The sequence below is a fragment of the Roseateles aquatilis genome (assembly GCF_002205645.1).
In the GTDB taxonomy this organism is placed as follows: Bacteria; Pseudomonadota; Gammaproteobacteria; order Burkholderiales; family Burkholderiaceae_C; genus Roseateles; species Roseateles aquatilis.
On the sequence record NZ_NIOF01000009.1, the window covers coordinates 170,456 to 187,464 of the forward strand.

Annotated in this window: 19 protein-coding genes; 7 read left to right on the forward strand and 12 right to left on the reverse strand. The window is 70.2% G+C overall.

Annotated features, from left to right (window positions below; all coding sequences use genetic code 11):
- Positions 1–18: 18 nt before the first annotated feature.
- Positions 19–1,123, reverse strand: a protein-coding gene (gene prfB, locus CDN99_RS18615; protein ID WP_141100862.1) for a peptide chain release factor 2 whose coding sequence is annotated in 2 segments (ribosomal slippage) — positions 19–1,041 and positions 1,043–1,123 — 1,104 coding nt in all. Because the reading frame shifts where the segments join, the coding sequence is not laid out codon by codon here.
- Between the two features lie 157 nt (positions 1,124–1,280).
- Here prfB and CDN99_RS18620 point away from each other — a divergent pair.
- A complete protein-coding gene (locus CDN99_RS18620) occupies positions 1,281–1,655 on the forward strand; it encodes a DUF4212 domain-containing protein (RefSeq protein ID WP_088386383.1) in 375 nt (124 codons plus the stop codon).
- 96 nt (positions 1,656–1,751) lie between these two features.
- Here the strand turns inward: CDN99_RS18620 and CDN99_RS18625 are convergent, their stop codons facing one another.
- Positions 1,752–2,627 carry a ParB N-terminal domain-containing protein gene (locus CDN99_RS18625; RefSeq protein WP_088386384.1) on the reverse strand — a complete coding sequence of 292 codons (876 nt, stop codon included), beginning with the start codon at positions 2,625–2,627 and terminating at the stop codon, positions 1,752–1,754.
- 236 nt (positions 2,628–2,863) lie between these two features.
- Here CDN99_RS18625 and CDN99_RS18630 point away from each other — a divergent pair, with 236 nt between their 5' ends.
- Positions 2,864–3,505: an acyl-CoA thioesterase gene (locus tag CDN99_RS18630; RefSeq protein ID WP_238139591.1), complete on the forward strand. Its 642-nt coding sequence runs from the start codon at positions 2,864–2,866 to the stop codon at positions 3,503–3,505.
- On the opposite strand, the gene CDN99_RS18635 is transcribed toward CDN99_RS18630, so the two are convergent.
- A complete protein-coding gene (locus tag CDN99_RS18635; protein ID WP_088386385.1) occupies positions 3,506–4,420 on the reverse strand; it encodes an alpha/beta fold hydrolase in 915 nt (304 codons plus the stop codon).
- Between the two features lie 130 nt (positions 4,421–4,550).
- On the opposite strand from CDN99_RS18635, the gene CDN99_RS18640 reads away from it, so the two are divergent.
- Entirely contained in the window at positions 4,551–5,057 is a 507-nt protein-coding gene (locus tag CDN99_RS18640) for a GNAT family N-acetyltransferase (RefSeq protein ID WP_088386386.1), read from the forward strand.
- A 111-nt stretch (positions 5,058–5,168) separates the two neighbouring features.
- Here the strand turns inward: CDN99_RS18640 and arsC are convergent, their stop codons facing one another.
- Positions 5,169–5,513: an arsenate reductase (glutaredoxin) gene (gene arsC / locus CDN99_RS18645; protein WP_193531730.1), complete on the reverse strand. Its 345-nt coding sequence runs from the start codon at positions 5,511–5,513 to the stop codon at positions 5,169–5,171.
- Between the two features lie 146 nt (positions 5,514–5,659).
- On the opposite strand from arsC, the gene CDN99_RS18650 reads away from it, so the two are divergent.
- Positions 5,660–7,453, forward strand: a complete 1,794-nt coding sequence (locus tag CDN99_RS18650; RefSeq protein WP_088386387.1) for an acetate--CoA ligase — start codon at positions 5,660–5,662, stop codon at positions 7,451–7,453.
- A gap of 115 nt (positions 7,454–7,568) precedes the next feature.
- Here the strand turns inward: CDN99_RS18650 and CDN99_RS18655 are convergent, their stop codons facing one another.
- The 5 genes from CDN99_RS18655 to CDN99_RS18675 all read right to left on the reverse strand — a co-directional run bounded on the left by CDN99_RS18655 (position 7,569) and on the right by CDN99_RS18675 (position 11,233).
- Positions 7,569–8,360, reverse strand: coding sequence for a hypothetical protein (locus CDN99_RS18655; protein ID WP_088386388.1), 792 nt, complete (start codon positions 8,358–8,360; stop codon positions 7,569–7,571).
- Between the two features lie 169 nt (positions 8,361–8,529).
- Positions 8,530–9,165 (reverse strand): hypothetical protein, encoded by a 636-nt coding sequence (locus tag CDN99_RS18660; protein ID WP_141100863.1) that lies wholly within the window; start codon positions 9,163–9,165, stop codon positions 8,530–8,532.
- The gene (locus CDN99_RS18665; RefSeq protein WP_088386390.1) at positions 9,152–9,394 is read right to left on the reverse strand and encodes a helix-turn-helix domain-containing protein; all 243 of its coding nucleotides are present in this window, start codon (positions 9,392–9,394) and stop codon (positions 9,152–9,154) included. The genes CDN99_RS18660 and CDN99_RS18665 overlap by 14 nt, the downstream gene beginning before the upstream one ends.
- A 26-nt stretch (positions 9,395–9,420) precedes the next feature.
- On the reverse strand, positions 9,421–9,984 hold the full coding sequence (locus CDN99_RS18670; protein ID WP_088386391.1) for a DUF2975 domain-containing protein: 564 nt from the start codon (positions 9,982–9,984) through the stop codon (positions 9,421–9,423).
- A 142-nt stretch (positions 9,985–10,126) separates the two neighbouring features.
- Entirely contained in the window at positions 10,127–11,233 is a 1,107-nt protein-coding gene (locus CDN99_RS18675; protein WP_088386392.1) for a DNA alkylation repair protein, read from the reverse strand.
- 134 nt (positions 11,234–11,367) lie between these two features.
- Here CDN99_RS18675 and CDN99_RS18680 point away from each other — a divergent pair, with 134 nt between their 5' ends.
- From CDN99_RS18680 to CDN99_RS18690, 3 genes are read left to right on the forward strand one after another with little or no spacing between them, the layout of a single operon-like run.
- Positions 11,368–11,871 carry an aminoacyl-tRNA deacylase gene (locus tag CDN99_RS18680; protein WP_088386393.1) on the forward strand — a complete coding sequence of 168 codons (504 nt, stop codon included), beginning with the start codon at positions 11,368–11,370 and terminating at the stop codon, positions 11,869–11,871.
- 6 nt (positions 11,872–11,877) lie between these two features.
- Positions 11,878–12,615 carry a glycerol-3-phosphate 1-O-acyltransferase PlsY gene (plsY, locus tag CDN99_RS18685; protein ID WP_169727052.1) on the forward strand — a complete coding sequence of 246 codons (738 nt, stop codon included), beginning with the start codon at positions 11,878–11,880 and terminating at the stop codon, positions 12,613–12,615.
- On the forward strand, positions 12,612–12,962 hold the full coding sequence (locus tag CDN99_RS18690; protein ID WP_088386394.1) for a RidA family protein: 351 nt from the start codon (positions 12,612–12,614) through the stop codon (positions 12,960–12,962). Before plsY ends, CDN99_RS18690 begins: the two co-directional genes overlap by 4 nt.
- Before the next feature lie 289 nt (positions 12,963–13,251).
- Here CDN99_RS18690 and CDN99_RS18695 read toward each other — a convergent pair whose 3' ends face one another.
- From CDN99_RS18695 to CDN99_RS18705, 3 genes are all read right to left on the reverse strand, one after another.
- Positions 13,252–13,896 carry an L-threonylcarbamoyladenylate synthase gene (locus CDN99_RS18695; RefSeq protein WP_088386395.1) on the reverse strand — a complete coding sequence of 215 codons (645 nt, stop codon included), beginning with the start codon at positions 13,894–13,896 and terminating at the stop codon, positions 13,252–13,254.
- A 114-nt stretch (positions 13,897–14,010) separates the two neighbouring features.
- Positions 14,011–14,877 (reverse strand): 3',5'-nucleoside bisphosphate phosphatase, encoded by an 867-nt coding sequence (locus CDN99_RS18700; RefSeq protein ID WP_088386451.1) that lies wholly within the window; start codon positions 14,875–14,877, stop codon positions 14,011–14,013.
- A gap of 212 nt (positions 14,878–15,089) precedes the next feature.
- Positions 15,090–16,967, reverse strand: coding sequence for a bifunctional diguanylate cyclase/phosphodiesterase (locus CDN99_RS18705; RefSeq protein ID WP_158218886.1), 1,878 nt, complete (start codon positions 16,965–16,967; stop codon positions 15,090–15,092).
- Between the last annotated feature and the right edge of the window lie 42 nt (positions 16,968–17,009).

Below are 17,009 nucleotides of genomic sequence, written 5' to 3' on the forward strand. Positions count from 1 at the left end.
TTTGTCTCGGAGTCGTTCTTAGACGCCTTGCTTGAGCGAGGCGGTGATGAATGCGTCCAGATCTCCGTCCAGCACCTTCTGCGTGTTGGAGATCTCGACGTTGGTGCGCAGGTCCTTGATGCGGCTCTGGTCCAGCACGTACGAGCGGATCTGGTGGCCCCAGCCCACGTCGGTCTTGCTGTCCTCGAGCTTCTGCTGCTCGGCCATGCGCTTCTTCATCTCATGGTCGTACAGCCGCGAGCGCAGGCGGCGCCAGGCGACGTCGCGGTTGCTGTGCTGGCTGCGGCTGTCCTGGCACTGGACGACGATGCCGGTCGGGATGTGGGTCAGCCGCACCGCGGAGTCGGTCTTGTTGATGTGCTGGCCGCCCGCGCCGCTGGCGCGGTAGGTGTCGGTGCGCACGTCCGCGGGGTTGATGTCGATCTCGATCGAGTCGTCGATCTCGGGGTAGACGAACAGCGACGCGAAGCTGGTGTGGCGGCCGCCGGAGGAGTCGAACGGGCTCTTGCGCACCAGGCGGTGCACGCCGGACTCGGTGCGCAGCAGGCCGAAGGCGTACTCGCCCTCGACCTTGATGGTGGCGCTCTTGATGCCGGCCACTTCGTCGTCGGTCTGTTCCTCGACGTCGGCCTTGAAGCCCTTGCGCTCGCAGTACTTCAGGTACTGGCGCAGCAGCATGCCGGCCCAGTCGCAGGCCTCGGTGCCGCCGGCGCCGGCCTGGATGTCGATGAAGCAGTTCATCGGATCGGCCGGGTTGTTGAACATCCGGCGGAACTCGAGCGTCTCGACGCTTTCGGCCAGCTTGGCCGCGTCGGCCTGGATGGTCTGCAGGCCGGTGATGTCGTTGTCGTCCTTGGACATCTCGAAGAGTTCGAGGTTGTCCGCGAGGTTGCCGGTCAGGTGGTTGATCGTCTCGACGACCTGTTCCAGCGTGCGCTTTTCCTTGCCCAGTTCCTGGGCGCGTTTGGGCTCGTTCCAGACGTTGGGGTTCTCCAACGCGGCATTGACCTCATTCAACCGCAGCGCTTTGCGGTCGTAGTCAAAGGTACCCCCTTAGCGCGTCGGTACGCGCTTGCAGATCGGTCAGCTGGGTGCCGATCGCATTGATTTGCTCGATGTCCATGGTGCTTTCGAAGCGTTCATTGGGACCGGTATCCCGCGGCCGATCCGTGGGATCGAGGCCGGGCCGGGAGAACGGGCCAGGAGAAAGGCCCCTGGAAGGGGGCCCTGAGCCGGGTATTTTCTCATGCTGCCGCGGCTGGGCTCCCTAAGATGAAGGGATGGTCCGCAAACACGTTCAACCTGTCCCCCAAGCGGGCTACCCGGAAGACCCCTCGGAGCGCCGCGTGGACGGGCGTCGGCGCTTCTGGCGCGGCACCTGGCGGCTGACCTTGGCCTTGTTGACGGTGTGGGCGCTGGTGACTTTCGGGGTGGCCTATTTCGCTCGCGCGCTGAGCTTCGACTTCTTCGGCTGGCCGTTCAGCTTCTGGGTCGGCTCGCAGGGGGCGTTGATCGTGTACGTGGCCATCGTCGTCGTCTACGCGCGGGTCATGAACCGACGCGAGGCCGAGGCGATCGAAGCCGGCGATCCACCGCAGGACCAGGAAGCTTCGCCATCGAGCCCCCACCGCACCGACCCGATCACCGGCTTCTGAGACGCGCGCGCATTGGATTTCTGCCGCACGTCTCATTGGATCGAGGAGGTCGGGAACGCCGGGGGCTCCGATCTCCTGGAGTCTCCTCAATCCCCTTCAAGCCACAGGCTTGGCCGCCGCCAACTGCGCCTGCAGCTCGGTGACCTCGGCCCGCAGCCGGACGTTCTCGTCCTGCAGCGCCGACACCTGCGCCCGCAGCAGCGCCACGGCCGGATCGGCCTCCAGCTCGCCCTCGTCGTTGACGGGCACGCCCAGCACCTGCACTGCCGCTTCGGCGATCGCGTCGCCGGCGGCCTTCTTGCCGACCTTGGATTCGCGCACCCGCTTGGCGGCCTGACGCAGTTCCTTCTTGCCCCCGGCGGCGGCGGCGGCCTGTTCCTCGGCGGGCAGATCGGCGATGACGGCGGCGGCGCTGATGGAGACCTCGCCCGAGCGCACCGCGGCGACCAGTTCCGGCGCGGCGGCCTTCTGGATTTTTTCGATCTGCCCGACGGTGGCGCTGCTGATGCGCGCGGCGCGGGCGATGGCCTCGCGGCTCTTGAGCGGCGGCGCGGCGGGCACGCCGGCCTCGGCGGCGGCCAGTGATTCAGCGGCGGCCGCGGCGGCGGCGGTCGCGTCCGGCGTCGGATCGTCCAGCACTGCGAGCCGGCGCGCCTCCATGATTTCCTTCTTGCGCAGCGCCAGCACGCCGCGCTGGAAGTCGGACACGCTGCGGCGGCCCAGATGCTGGTCGATCATCCACAGGTGAACGTCCTCCATCGACTTGAAGCGCGTGTTCTGCACCGTCTGGAACGGCAGCCCGTGCTTGGTGCAGATGCCGTGGCGGTTGTGGCCGTCGACCAGGATGTCGCCCCACAGCACCAGCGCGTCGCGGCAGCCCTCGGCGAGGATGCTGCGTTCGAGGGCGGCGTACTCGTCCTCGGTGAGGGGATCGATGTAGGCCTTGAGTTCTTCGGTGACGATGATGTTCATGACGACGGGCAACAGGGACGGCGCAGCGGGAGGAATGCGGAAGGGCGAGGGTCGCGCGGCCGACGGACGATCGCGAACGACGGCCGCGAGAGAAGATCGCGGAGGAAGCGCGCGGAGATCGGTCACGAAGGACGGTCGCGGAGAAGGGCGGCATTCTGCCTGCCTCCCGGCGCTAAGCTGACGCACCCCGACCGCCGAGGTCGGAAATCCCGCGCCGGCTTGCATGGAACGCGGCGATGGGCGAGGGGATGGGTGAGGCGGCGGGCCGCTCGATGAGCGAAGCGGTGGGCGATGCGATGAACGAGGCGATGAACGAGGCGATGAACCAGGCGACGCATGAAGCGATGAATCAGACCGACGACGACGCCGGCGGCGATCCGCTGCGCGCCGGCTGGGACTACCCATCGCCGCACCGCATGGACGTCCGTCCGCAGCCGCAGGACATCGACGGCCTCAATCACACCAACAACGCGGTCTACGTGCGGTGGTGCGAGCAGGTGGCGTGGGCGCACTCGGAGGCGCTGGGGCTGACCCTGGAGGACTATCGCCGGCTCGATCGCGCGATGGCGATCCGTCATGGCGGCTACGACTACCTGCTGCCGTCCTTCGAGGGCGAGCCGCTGGTGCTCGGCACCTGGCTGACGGCCGGCGACGGCAGGCTGGCGATGGAGCGGCGTTTCCAGCTGCGGCGTGCCGGCGACGGCCAGACGCTGATGCGCGGTCGCTGGGACCTGGTCTGCATCGCCATCGCCGACGGCCGGCCCAAGCGCATGCCGCCGGAGTTCGTCGCGGCGTATCAGGCGGCGGTGGTGGTGTCCGCGGATCCGTCGAACGATGGGGCCGACGACGAGTCGCGCGATCCCGCGATCAAGGGCTGATCAGCCGAGAAACTCCTGCACCTCGCGCGCCAGCGCCTCGGGCTGGTCGTGATGCATCATGTGCGCGGCCTGTTGCAGCGTCACGCGTCGCAGGTCCTTGACGACGCCGATCCGCGTCTCGAAGTCCTCGCGCGGATAACGGTCGCCCCACCACTGCGAGAGCTGGGTCTCGCTGCCCTCGACCCACAGCGTCGGCGCCTCGATGCGCGACCAGCAGGCCAGCGCCTCCGCGCGACGGTACAGCACCGGGTTGGTCCGCTTGTGGGCGGGGTCGCCGAGGATATGCCAGCGGCCGTCCTCGCCCTGGCGGGACCAGTGCGGCGCCAGCCAGTCGGCCTTGTCCTCGGTCAGGCGCGGATTGGTCTTCATCAGCCGTCGGGCGACACCCTCGACACTGTCGTAGGTCTTCAGGCTGGGCGATGTCTTCAGCTCGTCGAGCCAGTCGGCGAGGCGCGCGGGCGCCATGTCGGGCGTGGTCTCCGGCAGGCCGAAGCCTTCCAGGTTGACCAGCTTGCGCAGCCGCCCGGGCCGCACGCCGGCATAGGTCATCACGATGTTGCCGCCCATGCTGTGGCCGAGCAGATCGACCGGCGCGTCGGGGCTGACGATGTCCAGCAGCGCGTCGAGGTCGCCGAGGTAGTCCGGGAACCAGTACGAGTCGCCGCCGTTGCTGTCGGTGAGCCCGAAGCCGCGCCAGTCGATCGCGACCACGCTGCGGTCCTCGCGGAAGGCGTCGACCATGAACTGGAACGACGCGCCGACGTCCATCCAGCCATGCACCATCACCAGCAGCGGGCGTTGCCCGTCGGGCGGCGGACCCCAGCGCAGCAGGTGGTGGCGCAGGCCGCGCAGGGTCAGGAACTCGCTGCGATGCGGGCGGCGGACGTCGTAGGCGTGGCTCGGTGCGGTGCTCATGGAGCGGCACTGTAGAGCGATGCCGGCGGGCGCGCTTTCGCCATGGAGACAATGGCGCGTCGCCGGGCGCGGTATCCATGCGCCCGAGCCGACGCGATCCGCATTCCTCGACGAGCCCGAGACCCTTTCCATGACCGACGCTGCCGCCGTTTCCTCCTCCGACTACACCCTCCGCCCCGCGCGCGCCGACGACGTCCCCGCCATCGTCGGACTGATCACCGAGCTGGCCGAATTCGAGAGCCTGACCCATCTGCTGGAGGTCACCCCGGAGAAGCTCCTGCCGCATCTCTTCGGCGAGCGCCCCGTCGCCGAGGCGCTGGTGGCAGAGCACGCCAGCGGCGCGGTCGTCGCCTTCGCGCTGACCTTCGTCAACTTCTCGACCTTCCTGGCCAAGCCGGGCCTGTACCTGGAGGACCTGTACGTGCAGCCCGCGCATCGCGGCGGCGGCCTGGGCAAGCGGATGCTGACGCATCTGGCGCAGGTCGCGATCGACCGGGGCTACGGGCGTTTCGAGTGGTGCGTGCTGGACTGGAACGAGAACGCCATCCGCTTCTACGAGAAGATGGGCGCGACCGTCATGCCCGACTGGCGGCTGTGCCGATTGGCCGGCGACGCACTGGCCCGATTCAAGGCGTGATCGGCGGCGTCATCGCCTGCGACGGGCCGATCGGCACCGTGCGGGCGGCGTGGCGACGGACGCCGATCCGCGGCCGGCGGCGTTGACCGCTCGCGGCCGTCGGGCGACCGGTCAGCGCGGCCAGTCGTTCAACAGCTCCGGCGGCCGGGCGATCAGCGCGCGCTCGCCGTCGATGACGATCGGGCGCTGGAGCAGCTTCGGATGGTCGGCGATCGCCTGCAGCAACTGCGTGTCGGTCAGCGTCGGGTCGGCGAGGTTCAGCTCGCGATAGAGATCCTCGTTGTCGCGCAACATCGCGCGCACCGGCTGGCCGAGCCGGCGGCGCAGCGCCTGCAGGTCGCGCAGCGACAGCGGATGCACGAGGTATTCGATGATCCGGGGCTTCGGGCCGCGCGACTCCAGCAACGCGAGCGCCTCGCGGGACTTGGAGCAGAGGGGGTTGTGCAGGATCTTCATGCGGGTCAGTGTAGACCTCGCCCCGTGACGGTGCGTCCGCCAGCCCCGGCGCACCCTTCGATGGCTACGGGGTTTCCATGACGACCGGCACGGGGCGCCTCGCTAGCATCCACGCTCTTGTTCCAGTCCAGGATGGAGAGACGCTCATGACCGGCACGACGGCCACGGACGCCGGCACGACCGCCGGCACCACGCTTCCCCCCGAAGCGGCCGCCGCCAACGCGGCCGCCGGCGCGGCCGGTGGCGGTCTCGATCCCTACGCGTTGATCCACGGCGCCTTTCGCTGGCAGGTGCCGGAGCGGCTCAGCATCGCCGAGCTCTGCTGCGGCCGCTGGGCCCGCGAGACGCCCGAGGCGCCCGCCATCCTCTTCGACAGCGACAGCGATTGCCGCGCCCAGTACAGCTTCGGCCAGTTGCAGCGCGCGGCCAACCGCCTGTCCAACGCGCTGAAGCGGCTCGGCGTGCAGGCCGGCGATCGCGTCGCGCTGGTGCTGCCGCAGCGCTTCGAGACCGCCGCGGCGCACATCGCGCTGAACCAGTTGGGCGCGGTGGCAATGCCGCTGTCCATGCTCTTCGGGCCCGATGCGCTCGAGTACCGCCTGAAGGACAGCGAGGCCAGCGTCGCCATCGTCGAGGCGGGCGCGCTCGAGGCCGTGCGCGGCGTGCGCGGGCAATGCCCGGCGCTGCGCCATGTGCTGGTCGTCGGCGCGGCCGCGCCGGGCGAGGGCGAGTCCGGCTGGATGGCCGCGCTGCAGGCCGAGGATGCGCGCTTCACGGCCCGCGACAACGCGGCCGACGATCCGGCGGTGTTGATCTACACCAGCGGCACCACCGGTGCGCCCAAGGGCGCGCTGATCCCGCAGCGCGCGCTGCTGGGCAACCTGACCGGTTTCATCGCCAGCCAGAACTGGTTCGGCTTCGATCCCAACAACCCCACCGCGCGCAGCGAGGCGGTTTTCTGGACCCCCGCCGACTGGGCCTGGACCGGCGGCCTGATGGACGGCCTGCTGCCGTCGCTGTGCTTCGGCCGGCCGATCCTCGGCTACCAGGGCCGCTTCGCGCCGGAGAAGGCCCTGGAGCTGATGGCGCGGTACCGCGTCACCCACACCTTCCTGTTCCCGACCGCGCTCAAGGCCATGATGAAGGCCTGCCCGCATCCGCGCGAGCGCCACGCGCTGCACCTGCAGGCGATCATGAGCGCCGGGGAGGCCGTCGGCGACGCGGTCTTCGACTGGGTGGGCCGCGAGCTCGGCGTGACCGTCAACGAGATGTTCGGCCAGACCGAGATCAACTACGTCGTCGGCAACTGCGCGCGCCTGTGGCCGGCGCGGCCGGGCAGCATGGGGCGGGCCTACCCGGGCCATCGCGTGGCGGTCATCGATGACGAGGGCCGCGTCTGTCCGCCCGGACAGGTCGGCGAGGTGGCGGTCCATCGGCGCGACGTGCACGGGGACCTCGATCCGATCTTCTTCCTCGGCTACTGGCGCAACGAGGCGGCGACCGCGGCCAAGTTCACCGGCGACCCGATGGACAGCTGGTGCCGCACCGGCGACCTCGCGCGCGCCGACGCCGACGGCTACCTCTGGTACGAGGGCCGCTCCGACGATCAGTTCAAGGTCGCCGGCTACCGCATCGGGCCGGGGGAGATCGAGAACTGCCTGGTCAAGCACGAGGCCGTCGCCAACGCGGCCGTGGTGCCCAAGCCCGATGCGGAGCGCGGCGCGCTGGTCAAGGCCTTCGTCGTGCTGGCACCGGGGCGGCAGCCGTCGGCGGCGCTGACGAGCGAGTTGCAGGCCTTCGTGCGGGAGCGGCTCGCGCCGTACGAGTATCCGAAGGAGATCGAGTTCCTCGACAGCCTGCCGATGACGACCACCGGCAAGCTGCAGCGCCGCGTGCTGCGGCAATTGGAAGCCGACCGCGCGGCGGGTCGATCGACCTGAGGGCGGGCGGCGACCGCGCCGCGGCTCGTGCCCGCGCCGCCGGAGCCGAACCCGCCGCTGCCGTCGCGGTGGTGGTCGCCGTCGCGGTCGTCCGGCGAGGGCCGCGCGGGGCCGCTCAGCTCGGGCGGTTGATGCGCAGCTTCACGTACAGCTTCGTATTGCCGCCGGCGGGCGGCTGCAGCAGGGCCGAGTCGGGCCACTGCTCCTGGCCGGTCAGCACCGTGCAGGCGCGCGACGGCTTGTCCTTGGCGATGTAGGGCTCGCGCTGCTGCGTGTCCGCGGGCAGGGCCAGGCGCAGGCGCTGCCCGCCCTCGGTCCAGTCCAGCGCCCACAGGGGCTGGTCGCTGCACGCGATCACGCCGTCGATCTGCGGGAACAGCCAGCGCGCGTACCAGGGCAGCAGCTCGCCGCGCAGCTTCTGGCCGAGCGTCACGACGCGGCGCACGGTGGCCATGTCCAGCATCTCGGGCGACGTGCTCAGGTCGATGCTGAGCCGGATCGCGGTCGAGTCCTTGGGCAGGTTGGAGCCCAGCTCCATGTCCTTGGCCTGCTGCGCGGTGAAGACCGGCAAGTCGAACGCGCCCTTGTCGTCGACGGGGATGGGGATGTACTCCTCGTCGCTCATCAGCGCGAGCTTCACGCCGGCCGGGGGGCGCGTGCGGTCCTTGGCGTCGGTCAGCACGAAGTGCGGCACGAACAGGCCTTCGCCATGGACACGCAGCTTGGTGAGCAGCTCGTTGAGCTGCTTGTAAGGCATGAAGGTACCGCGCTTCATGTCGGTCTTGACCGTGGGCAGCGTCGCGTCGGCCGGGGCGCTCGCCGCCACCGGCGCGGGTGGCGGCTCGACGGCCGTCGCCGCGAAGGCGCCGGACGCCGCGTTCAGCAGCAGCGGCAGCAGGAAAGGCATGGGCACGGGTCTCGCGGCGCGCGGCGAGGCCGTCGTCGAGGGGATGGCGGCTGGCTTCGATGGCATCACTTCGAGGTCTCTTCCTGGTGGCCGGGTGGCCGGTTGGCGGATCGTGAGGCCGTGGTCGGCCTCGGGGCAGAACGGCGCGGCCGCCCTTCGGGTTGACGGCTCAGCGACGACACTTGCCGCGCGCCTCGGCGAGCAGCAGGAAGGGCGCGCTGAGCAGCCCCATGCCGGCCCCGGCGTACTCGCCCTTGAGGCAGTCGGTGGTGGCGCCCTTCATGATTTCCTGTCCCAGCCGCGCCGATGCCTCCGCGCGCTCCGGCGCCTGGCTGGCCTGGTCGGCGCGCTCCGAGAGCAGCGGCTGGCCTTGCGTCGACTGTCTGAGCGCGCGTTGCGTCGCGGCGCCGTACATCAGGTCGCGGGCGCTCGGCCCGGACGCCGCGGAGGCGGGGGGCGCCGGCGACGTGAGCACGACGGTGGTGCGCGGTTCGGGGGGAGCGGTCTCTGTCGGCACGGCGATGGGCGCCCGCGGCGCCTGGGCCGCCTCCCGTTCATCCGGGCGCCGGGGGGCAGGTCTTGCCTCGGCCTTCTCCCGACGCGGCGCCGGCTTCAGGTCCTGCCGGGGCAGCGGCGGCAACGCGATCGTGATCATGCGCACCGACGAGCTGTGCTGCGCCTGCCGTGCGTCCGGCCGGCGCCACGCATGCTGCAGCACCGCCAGCAGCACCACGTGCAGCGCGAGCACCGCCACGATCGGCAGGATGCGACGGCGGGAGGCGGGCATCGGGTCAGGCACGGTCATCGCCATCTCCGGAAGGGGATTCGTCGCCAGGCTCGTGGGCCAGCAGGTCGCCCGGCTGGCACTGCAGCACCGCGCAGATCCGGGACAACGTGTCGAAGCGCACGCCGCGCACCTTGCCGGACTTGAGCAGCGACAGATTGGCCTCGGTGATGCCGATGGCCTCGGCCAGCTCCTTGGAGCGCATCTTGCGCTGCGCGAGCATGACGTCGAGTCGGACGACGATGGGCATGGTGGGGACGTCCTGCGCCGGTCCGTTCAGACGAACTCGGCGTTCTCCTGCGCCATGCGCCGCGCTTCCTGCATCACCAGCGCCATCGCCAGCAGCACCAGGCCGACCAGCAACTGCAGGTAATGCTGCGAGCCGATCTGGAAGACCAGCACGCGCTGGCCCGGCGGGTTGCGCATGGTGAGCGCCAGGATCGCCAGCGTGGAGCTGAGCGGCATCACCGCGGCCATCGCGATCAGGGCCTGGCTCAAGCGCCGCAGGTGCGCGATCGCGGCCGTCGTGAAGACGTTGCCGCGCTGGAAGTGGCCGAAGAGCCGCCACAGCTGCCAGAAGGCGACGAGCGTCAGCACCAGCGCGGGCGAGGTGCCCAGCGCCGCCAGCGCGCGGCTGGCGGCGTCCAGGCTCAGCGTCTTGCAGCTGTTGCACCAGTCGCTGTCCACCGACTTGCGGATCCAGTCGGCGTCGCTCCAGAACCGGGCGAAGAAGAGGGCCACCGTCGCCATGCCGACGAGGCTCAGCGCACGCACGCAACGCGAGATCCAGAGGATGCGTTTCAGGCCGTCCGGCAGCGGGGAAGCGGGGTGGATCGCCATGGCGTGAGCGTCGTTTTACGTCTTACCGTCGAGTGGTAAGAAATTACTGTAAAACAATAATTATCATGACGCAACCACCCACTGACGGTCTGGTGGGATGAACTCGAGCCCGAGCCCGAGCCCGAGCCCGACGCGGGCGGCGTCAGGCCTCCAGAAGCTCGAAGGCGCCGTCGGCCAGTCGCTGGCCGTTCACGAGCACTTCCACCCGGTGCGTGCCGGCGTAATGCGTGCGGGTCGTGAAGTTGCGCAGCGCGCGACGGATGCGGATCGCCGCGGAGTCGCCGGCGGCGAGCTCGACCGTCTTCAGCTTGAAGACCTTGGGCGAGGCGCTGCCGTTCTTCTTCACGTAATGGACGACATAGTCGACGACCAGACGCTGGTCGGCGTCGGCGGTCGAGCGCAGGTCGAAGGCGATCTCGATCTCCCCGCCGATGGCCACGCGCGGCGGGTGCACGGACAGCCGGGCGATCGTGGCCCGGGCACCGTCGCTGGCGCCGATCAGCTTCAGCGCGCGCGTGTCGCCCTGCTTGATGCGGTTGCGCAGCGCGTGCTTGACGATCCAGGCGCCGCGCGGGTCCGTCAGGTCCCAATCGGCGATGTGGTCGAAGACCCAGTCCGGATGGTCCTTGGTGACGTCGTTCAGGCTGTTGGCCACCGAGCGGCGCACGTACAGGCTGTCGTCCGCGCGCAGCGCCCGCAGGATGGGCGCGAGCGGCGCCGGGTCGGCGACCAGCGCGTCCAGCCGGAAGGACCAGGGCAGCCGCGTGCGGCAGCCCTCGCTGGCGAGGCGGCGCACATGCTCGCTACGGTCGGTGGTCCAGCGCTCCATGGTCTTGAGCGTGCCGGGCAGGTCCTGGCGCAGGAAGGGGCGGATCGCGAATTCCGCGGTGCCGTGAGGCGTGAGGCGCTTGAGCGCCCTCAGCGAGGCGTCGGCGTCGTGCAGCCCGTGCGTGGCGACGAAGTCGCACAGCCCCATGTTGATGAAGGCGCCCGACGCGCGGGGCGCGGCGGCGCAGACCGCGTCGAGCTGGTCGGCGAAGCCGCCGGGCAACGCGGCCCCGAGCGCCTCCGCGATGCGGTGCACGCGCTGCATGATCGACAGCGCGTCCAGCCCGTCCGTCGCGACGGCGAGGAAGCGCTTGTGCTGGAAACCGGGCGAGGCATCGGCGAAGACGTCGGCCAACGCGCGCAGCGCGGCCGTGTCGATCAGGTCTTTCAGGGCGGGAGCGGCGGCGGTGTCGGTCGTCATGGCGTTCGGGGGTGGGCGCGGGCCGGCGAGGGGAAGGAGGGCAGCGTACGGGCGCCGCCTGCCACCCGCTGTCAGCAGGGGCGGCGCAAGCTCGTACAAGCGCGCGGTGGTGCCGGACGCCGACAATCCGCCGCATGAGCAAGAAAACCGCCCATGTCAGCGAGACCCTCGCCACCCAGTTCCTGCGCCTGCACAAGGTCGCCTTCGGCGAGCATGTCTACGACTACGTCGAGCACGGTGGCACCGGCGAGTCTTCCAAGCAACTGGGCGTGCCCGAGCACGAGGTCGTCAAGACTTTGGTGATGCAGGACGAGAAGGCGCAGCCGCTGATCGTGCTGATGCATGGCGACTGCACGGTCAGCCTGAAGGAGCTGGCGCGGCAGATTCCCTGCAAGAAGGTCGAGCCCTGCAAGCCCGATGTGGCGCAGCGCCACAGCGGCTACCTGGTCGGCGGCACCTCGCCGTTCGGGACGCGCAAGGCCATGCCGGTGTTCGTCGAGGCGACGGTGCTGGCGCTGCCGCGCATCCTCATCAACGGCGGCCGGCGCGGGTATCTGGTCGGCATCGAACCCCGGGTTTTGACGGAGCTGCTGGCGGCCCGCCCGGTCGAGTGCGCGCTGAAGACCGGGGCAGAATAGCGCCCCATGCAAGACACCCTGTTCTCCGTCCTGGCCCTGTTGGCCGGGTATCTGATCGGCTCGCTCTCGTTCGCGGTCATCGTCAGCCGCGTGATGGGCCTGTCCGATCCGCGCAGCTACGGCTCCGGCAACCCGGGTGCGACCAACGTGCTGCGATCCGGCAACAAGGCCGCGGCGATCCTGACCCTGGTCTTCGACGCGCTCAAGGGCTACGTGCCGGTGGCGCTGGTGCTGAAGTACGGCGCGCCTTACGGCATGGAGGAGGGCGTGGCCGCGCTGGTCGGGCTGGCCGCGTTCATCGGCCATCTGTGGCCGGTGTTCTTCCGCTTCCAGGGCGGCAAGGGCGTGGCGACGGCGGCCGGCGTGCTGCTCGCGATCAACCCCTGGCTGGGGCTGGCGGTGCTGGCCGTGTGGGTCGCGATGGCGGTCGTGTTCCGCTATTCGTCGCTGGCCTCGCTGACGGCCGCGGTCGCGGCGCCGCTGCTGCAGATGCTGATCTGGGGTGTCGGCCCCGAGCTGCCGGCCATCGCGCTGATGAGCCTGCTGCTGATCTGGCGCCACGCGCCCAACATTCGCAAACTGATGGCCGGCACCGAGAGCAAGCTCGGTCAGAAGGCCGCGGCCGCCAAGCCCGCCGCCACCGCGGCAGCCGGCGGCAGGCACGGCAAGGGCGCCCACAAGCACGCGCCCAAGACCGCGCACGGAACCTCGCAATCCAACAAACCCAAACATCACAGCAAATGAGCAAGATCGAACGCTTCGACGTCGGACCCCGCCTGTCCGAGATGGCCGTGCACAACGGCGTGGTCTACCTGGCCGGCCAGGTGCCGGACGACGCCACGGCCGACGTCAAGGGCCAGACCGAACAGGTGCTGGCCATGATCGACAAGCTGCTGGCCCGCGCCGGCAGCGACAAGACCAAGATCCTGCGCGCGCAGCTCTACATCGCCGACGTGGCGGACCTGGCCGGCATGAACGCCGCCTGGGACGCCTGGGTACCGGCCGGCCACACGCCGCCGCGCGCCACCGTCGAGGCCAAGCTGGCCAAGCCGGAGTGGAAGATCGAGATCGTGATCACCGCCGCGGTCTGATCGCCGCGCCGCGTCGCGCACCACGAAGCACGCCGGCAGCGCCGGCGTTTTTTCATGGCTCGCCGCGCATCCCGCGACCCGCGAGCGGATCCTTCGACCGACCCTCGACATCGTCCGTTCCATGCGTTTCGTCGTTTCCCTGCTCGGGATGTCAGCGTGCGCGCGGATGACACGCGGATGGATCTGTCGAGATACACGCGAGACGGCGTGGCGCACCTGCGGTTGATCAGCGGCGCAGTTGCCGCGGCAACTGCGGTGATCGGCGCCGGCGGCGCGGGGCGTCGCCGCGTCAGTCCGTGGACTCCTCCAGCGTCAGACCCAGGCACGCCGGATCGCCGCAACCGCGGCGCACCAGCACGGGCGGCTCGGCCGTGAGGTCGACGACGGTGGTCGGCTTCATCGGGCAGGCGCCCGCGTCGATGATCAGCTGGATCAGCTTGTCGTAGCGGGCGGCGATGTTTTCGGGGTCGTTGATCGGCTCGTGCTCGCCGGGCGGGATCAACGTGGTGGCCAGCAGCGGCTGGCCGACGATCGCCAGCAGGTCCTGCGTGACGCGGTGGTCCGGCACGCGCAGGCCGATGGTGCGACGCGACGGGTGCGACAGGCGCCGCGGCACCTCCTTCGTCGCCTCCAGGATGAAGGTGAACGGCCCCGGCGTGGCCGTCTTGATCATCCGGTACTGCTTGTTGTCCACGCGCGCATAGGCGCCGAGCTCACTGAGGTCGCGGCACAGCAGCGTCATGTGGTGCTTCTCGTCGACGCCGCGGATGCGGCGCAGCGCCTCGGCGGCGGCCTTGTCGTCGAGCTGGCAGACCAGCGCGTAGCTGGAGTCGGTGGGGATCGCGCCGATGCCGCCCTGGCTCAGGATCTGCGCCGCCTGGCGCAGGAATCGGGCCTGCGGATTGTCGGGATGGACTTCGAAGATCTGGGCCATGGTGGTCGCTCAGGGCAATCGGTGTGCGCGGTGGTCGGCGGCGTGAACGGCGGCATCGACGGGGCAAGCGCGGCGGCGCGGACGAAAGGCCCGGCAGGCGTTCTCCGCGGTGCGTCAGGCCGGCCAGTGGATGCGGTGCTCCAGCGCATTCCACACCGGTTTCAGCCGGCCGGACAAGTGCTCTTCGAGCTTGCCGATGTCGATGCGGCTTTCCGCCGGGCTGTGGAAGTCCGAGCCGCGCGAGGCCAGCAGGTCGAATTCGAGCGCGGTGTCGGTGTACTGGATCATGTCGGCCGCGGTGTGGCTGCCGGTCACCACCTCGATGCCGCGGCCGCCATGGGCGATGAACTCGGTGATCAGCGCGTATTCCTCGGTCGGCGTGAAGCCGTAGCGGCCCGGGTGGGCGATGACGGCGAGGCCGCCGGCATCGACGATCCAGGAGATCGCGTCGCCCAGCGCCGCCCAGCGGTGCGGCACATAACCGGGCTTGCCTTCGGTGAGGAAGCGACGGAAGACCTCGGGCACGTCGTTGCAATGGCCGGACTCGACCAGAAAACGCGCGAAGTGCGTGCGCGAGATCAGCTCGGGATTGCCGGCGTGGCGCAGCGCGCCTTCATAGGCGCCGGGGATGCCGACCCTGGCCAGGCCCTCGGACATCTCCTTCGCCCGCGCGCCGCGTCCGCCGCGCGTGGCCCGCAGGCCGGCGACGATGCGCGGGTCGTGGTGGTCGAAGCCCAGCCCGACGATGTGCACCACCTTGCCGGCGAAGGTCACCGAGATCTCCACCCCCGTCAGGTAGGCCAGCCCGATCGCCCGGGCGGCCTCCAGCGCGCGTTGCTGGCCGCCGACCTCGTCATGATCCGTCAGCGCCCAGAGCTCGACGCCGTTGGCCTTGGCCCGTTCGGCCACGGCCTCGGGCGTGAGCGTGCCGTCGGACACCGTGGAATGGCAGTGCAGGTCCGCGTTGATCTGCGGATGCAGCACGACGCGGGGAAAGGCCGGCAGCGGGGCGGACGAGAGGGCGGTATTCACCCGTCGATTCTAGGAGCGCGGCCATGCCCGCGACGGCAGCGCAGTGATCCATCCTGTCAGCAGTGATGACGGGCGCCGGCCGCGAGCGCGAGGCGCAGGCGCGAGCCGGGGGCCGGGGGCCGGGATGGCGGGGGGCGCGTCGGCGCGCGCCCTTGGGCGCCTCAGGCCGCCGAGGCGATCGCGGCGCCGTCCAGCAGGTCGTCGGCCGTCGGGCTCGTCAGCGTGCCGGCGACGGTGTCACCGGTCGGACCGCGGCGGCGGTCGACGAAGTAGCGGCTCGGCCCGGTGCCGCACTTGGCGACGTGCTTGGGCTCGGCCAGCGCGGCCGACAGCGCGCGGACGCTGTCGAACGCGCCCGGCAGCACCTGGATCACGCCGGCGCTGAGCGTGGGCAGCGGGTTGAAGGACTCCTGGTTCTGCCGGTTCAGCGTGACGTAGCCGCCCAGCGCCAGGTGTTCCGCGGAGAAGAAGGGGCGCATCTGCCGGTCGAACTCGCGGCAGACGCGGGCGATGCGGGCGGTCCAGTCGGCCGAGCCGAGCACCATCACGAAGTCGTCGCCGCCGATGTGGCCGACGAAGTCCAGCGCCGGATCGGCCGCGGTCTGCAGGATCTGCGCGCAGAGCTTGATGATGTCGTCGCCGGCGGCGTAGCCATACACGTCGTTGAAGGGCTTGAAGTGGTCGATGTCCCAGGCGACGACGACGAACTCGCGGCCCTCGTGCAGCAGCGCGTCCAGGTGCTGGTCGGTCGGCACGTTGCCCGGCAGCAGCGTCAGCGGGTTGGCATAGCGGGCGCTGTGGACCTGCAGGTCGGACACGGCCTTGAGCAGGTCGGTGCTGCGGCCGGTGCCGAAGTATTCGCCGTCGCGGGTGACGATGAAGCCGTCGACCATCAGCCGGTCGTCCAGGCTGGAGATGGCCTCGCTCATGTCGCGCAGCGAGATGCCGGCGTCGAAGATCAGCGGGTGCGGGTCCATCAGCGCGGTGCAGGGGCGCTTCTCGTGGATGTCCATGAAGTAGCGCTCGGCGCTGCGCTTGAGGACCTGCAGCGAGCGCAGGATGCCGATCGGCCGGTTGTGCTCGTCGAGCACCGGCATCGAGAACAGCTGCTCGTCGCGCTGGAACATGTCGGCGACGGTCTGGCAGCTGAGCTTGGGCGTGACGGTGTGGCTGCGGCGGGCCAGTTGCGCGGCCGTGGTGATGGCGTCCGGCGGCAGGCGCATCCAGTCGGCGTTGCGGCGGCGGTGCTCGGGGGCGAGCAGCGCGTCGACCTCGGCCCGCAGCGCGGCGCGCGGCGTCGGGCTGGGCCGCGCGAGCAGGTAGCCCTGGCACACCGGCACGCCCAGGCGGCGCAGCACGGTGAGGTCGGCCAGCTGCTCCAGGCCCTCGGCGACGACCGTGCAGCCGGACGTCGCGGCCATCTCCAGGATCGAGCGCACGAACTGCTGCTTGAGGGGATCCTGCGCGATGCCGTCGATGAAGTGGCGGTCGATCTTGACGAAATCCGGGCGGATGTCCATCCAGCGCTTGAGGCTGGCGAAGCCTTCGCCCAGATCGTCCAGCGCGACCACGAAGCCCAGCTCCCGCAGGCTGTGCATGCTGTCCTGCAGACGCTCCGGCTCCAGGATGGGGCGGGTCTCGGTGAGCTCGATGACGACGCGCGACGCCGGCAGGTCGAGCTGCGCGAACTCGCGCGCGATGAGCGCGCCGCGATCGCTGGTGGCCAGCAGCGTGTCCGCCGTCAGGTTGAGGAACAGCTGACCGGGCAGGTTCAGCTCCTTGAAGCGGCGCAGCGCGCGGCGCACGACGATGCGCTCCAGCTCGACCAGTCGGCCCAGGCGCGCGGCCGTCTCGAACAGCACCAGCGGCGAGTGCAGCGGGGTATCGGCCGGGCCGCGCGTGAGGGCCTCGTACCCGAGGATGCGCGCGCGCTCGACCTCGACCAGCGGCTGGAAATGGATGTCGAGCGACCCGTCGCGGATGATGGCGGACAGGGCGATGCTCAAGGGATCGGGCGGTTGCAGATGGGTCGTCGGCATGGGGTAGCAGGCCACCGCGGTCCGGAACGTCGCAGTGGTGTC

Coding starts and splice junctions, on each gene's coding strand:
- CDN99_RS18620 (WP_088386383.1), top strand. CDS start 1,281: ATGGTCCGCAAACACGTTCAACCTGTCCCCCAAGCGGGCTACCCGGAA.
- CDN99_RS18625 (WP_088386384.1), bottom strand. CDS start 2,627: ATGAACATCATCGTCACCGAAGAACTCAAGGCCTACATCGATCCCCTC.
- CDN99_RS18630 (WP_238139591.1), top strand. CDS start 2,864: ATGGGCGAGGGGATGGGTGAGGCGGCGGGCCGCTCGATGAGCGAAGCG.
- CDN99_RS18635 (WP_088386385.1), bottom strand. CDS start 4,420: ATGAGCACCGCACCGAGCCACGCCTACGACGTCCGCCGCCCGCATCGC.
- CDN99_RS18640 (WP_088386386.1), top strand. CDS start 4,551: ATGACCGACGCTGCCGCCGTTTCCTCCTCCGACTACACCCTCCGCCCC.
- arsC (WP_193531730.1), bottom strand. CDS start 5,513: ATGAAGATCCTGCACAACCCCCTCTGCTCCAAGTCCCGCGAGGCGCTC.
- CDN99_RS18650 (WP_088386387.1), top strand. CDS start 5,660: ATGACCGGCACGACGGCCACGGACGCCGGCACGACCGCCGGCACCACG.
- CDN99_RS18655 (WP_088386388.1), bottom strand. CDS start 8,360: ATGCCTTTCCTGCTGCCGCTGCTGCTGAACGCGGCGTCCGGCGCCTTC.
- CDN99_RS18660 (WP_141100863.1), bottom strand. CDS start 9,165: ATGACCGTGCCTGACCCGATGCCCGCCTCCCGCCGTCGCATCCTGCCG.
- CDN99_RS18665 (WP_088386390.1), bottom strand. CDS start 9,394: ATGCCCATCGTCGTCCGACTCGACGTCATGCTCGCGCAGCGCAAGATG.
- CDN99_RS18670 (WP_088386391.1), bottom strand. CDS start 9,984: ATGGCGATCCACCCCGCTTCCCCGCTGCCGGACGGCCTGAAACGCATC.
- CDN99_RS18675 (WP_088386392.1), bottom strand. CDS start 11,233: ATGACGACCGACACCGCCGCCGCTCCCGCCCTGAAAGACCTGATCGAC.
- CDN99_RS18680 (WP_088386393.1), top strand. CDS start 11,368: ATGAGCAAGAAAACCGCCCATGTCAGCGAGACCCTCGCCACCCAGTTC.
- plsY (WP_169727052.1), top strand. CDS start 11,878: ATGCAAGACACCCTGTTCTCCGTCCTGGCCCTGTTGGCCGGGTATCTG.
- CDN99_RS18690 (WP_088386394.1), top strand. CDS start 12,612: ATGAGCAAGATCGAACGCTTCGACGTCGGACCCCGCCTGTCCGAGATG.
- CDN99_RS18695 (WP_088386395.1), bottom strand. CDS start 13,896: ATGGCCCAGATCTTCGAAGTCCATCCCGACAATCCGCAGGCCCGATTC.
- CDN99_RS18705 (WP_158218886.1), bottom strand. CDS start 16,967: ATGCCGACGACCCATCTGCAACCGCCCGATCCCTTGAGCATCGCCCTG.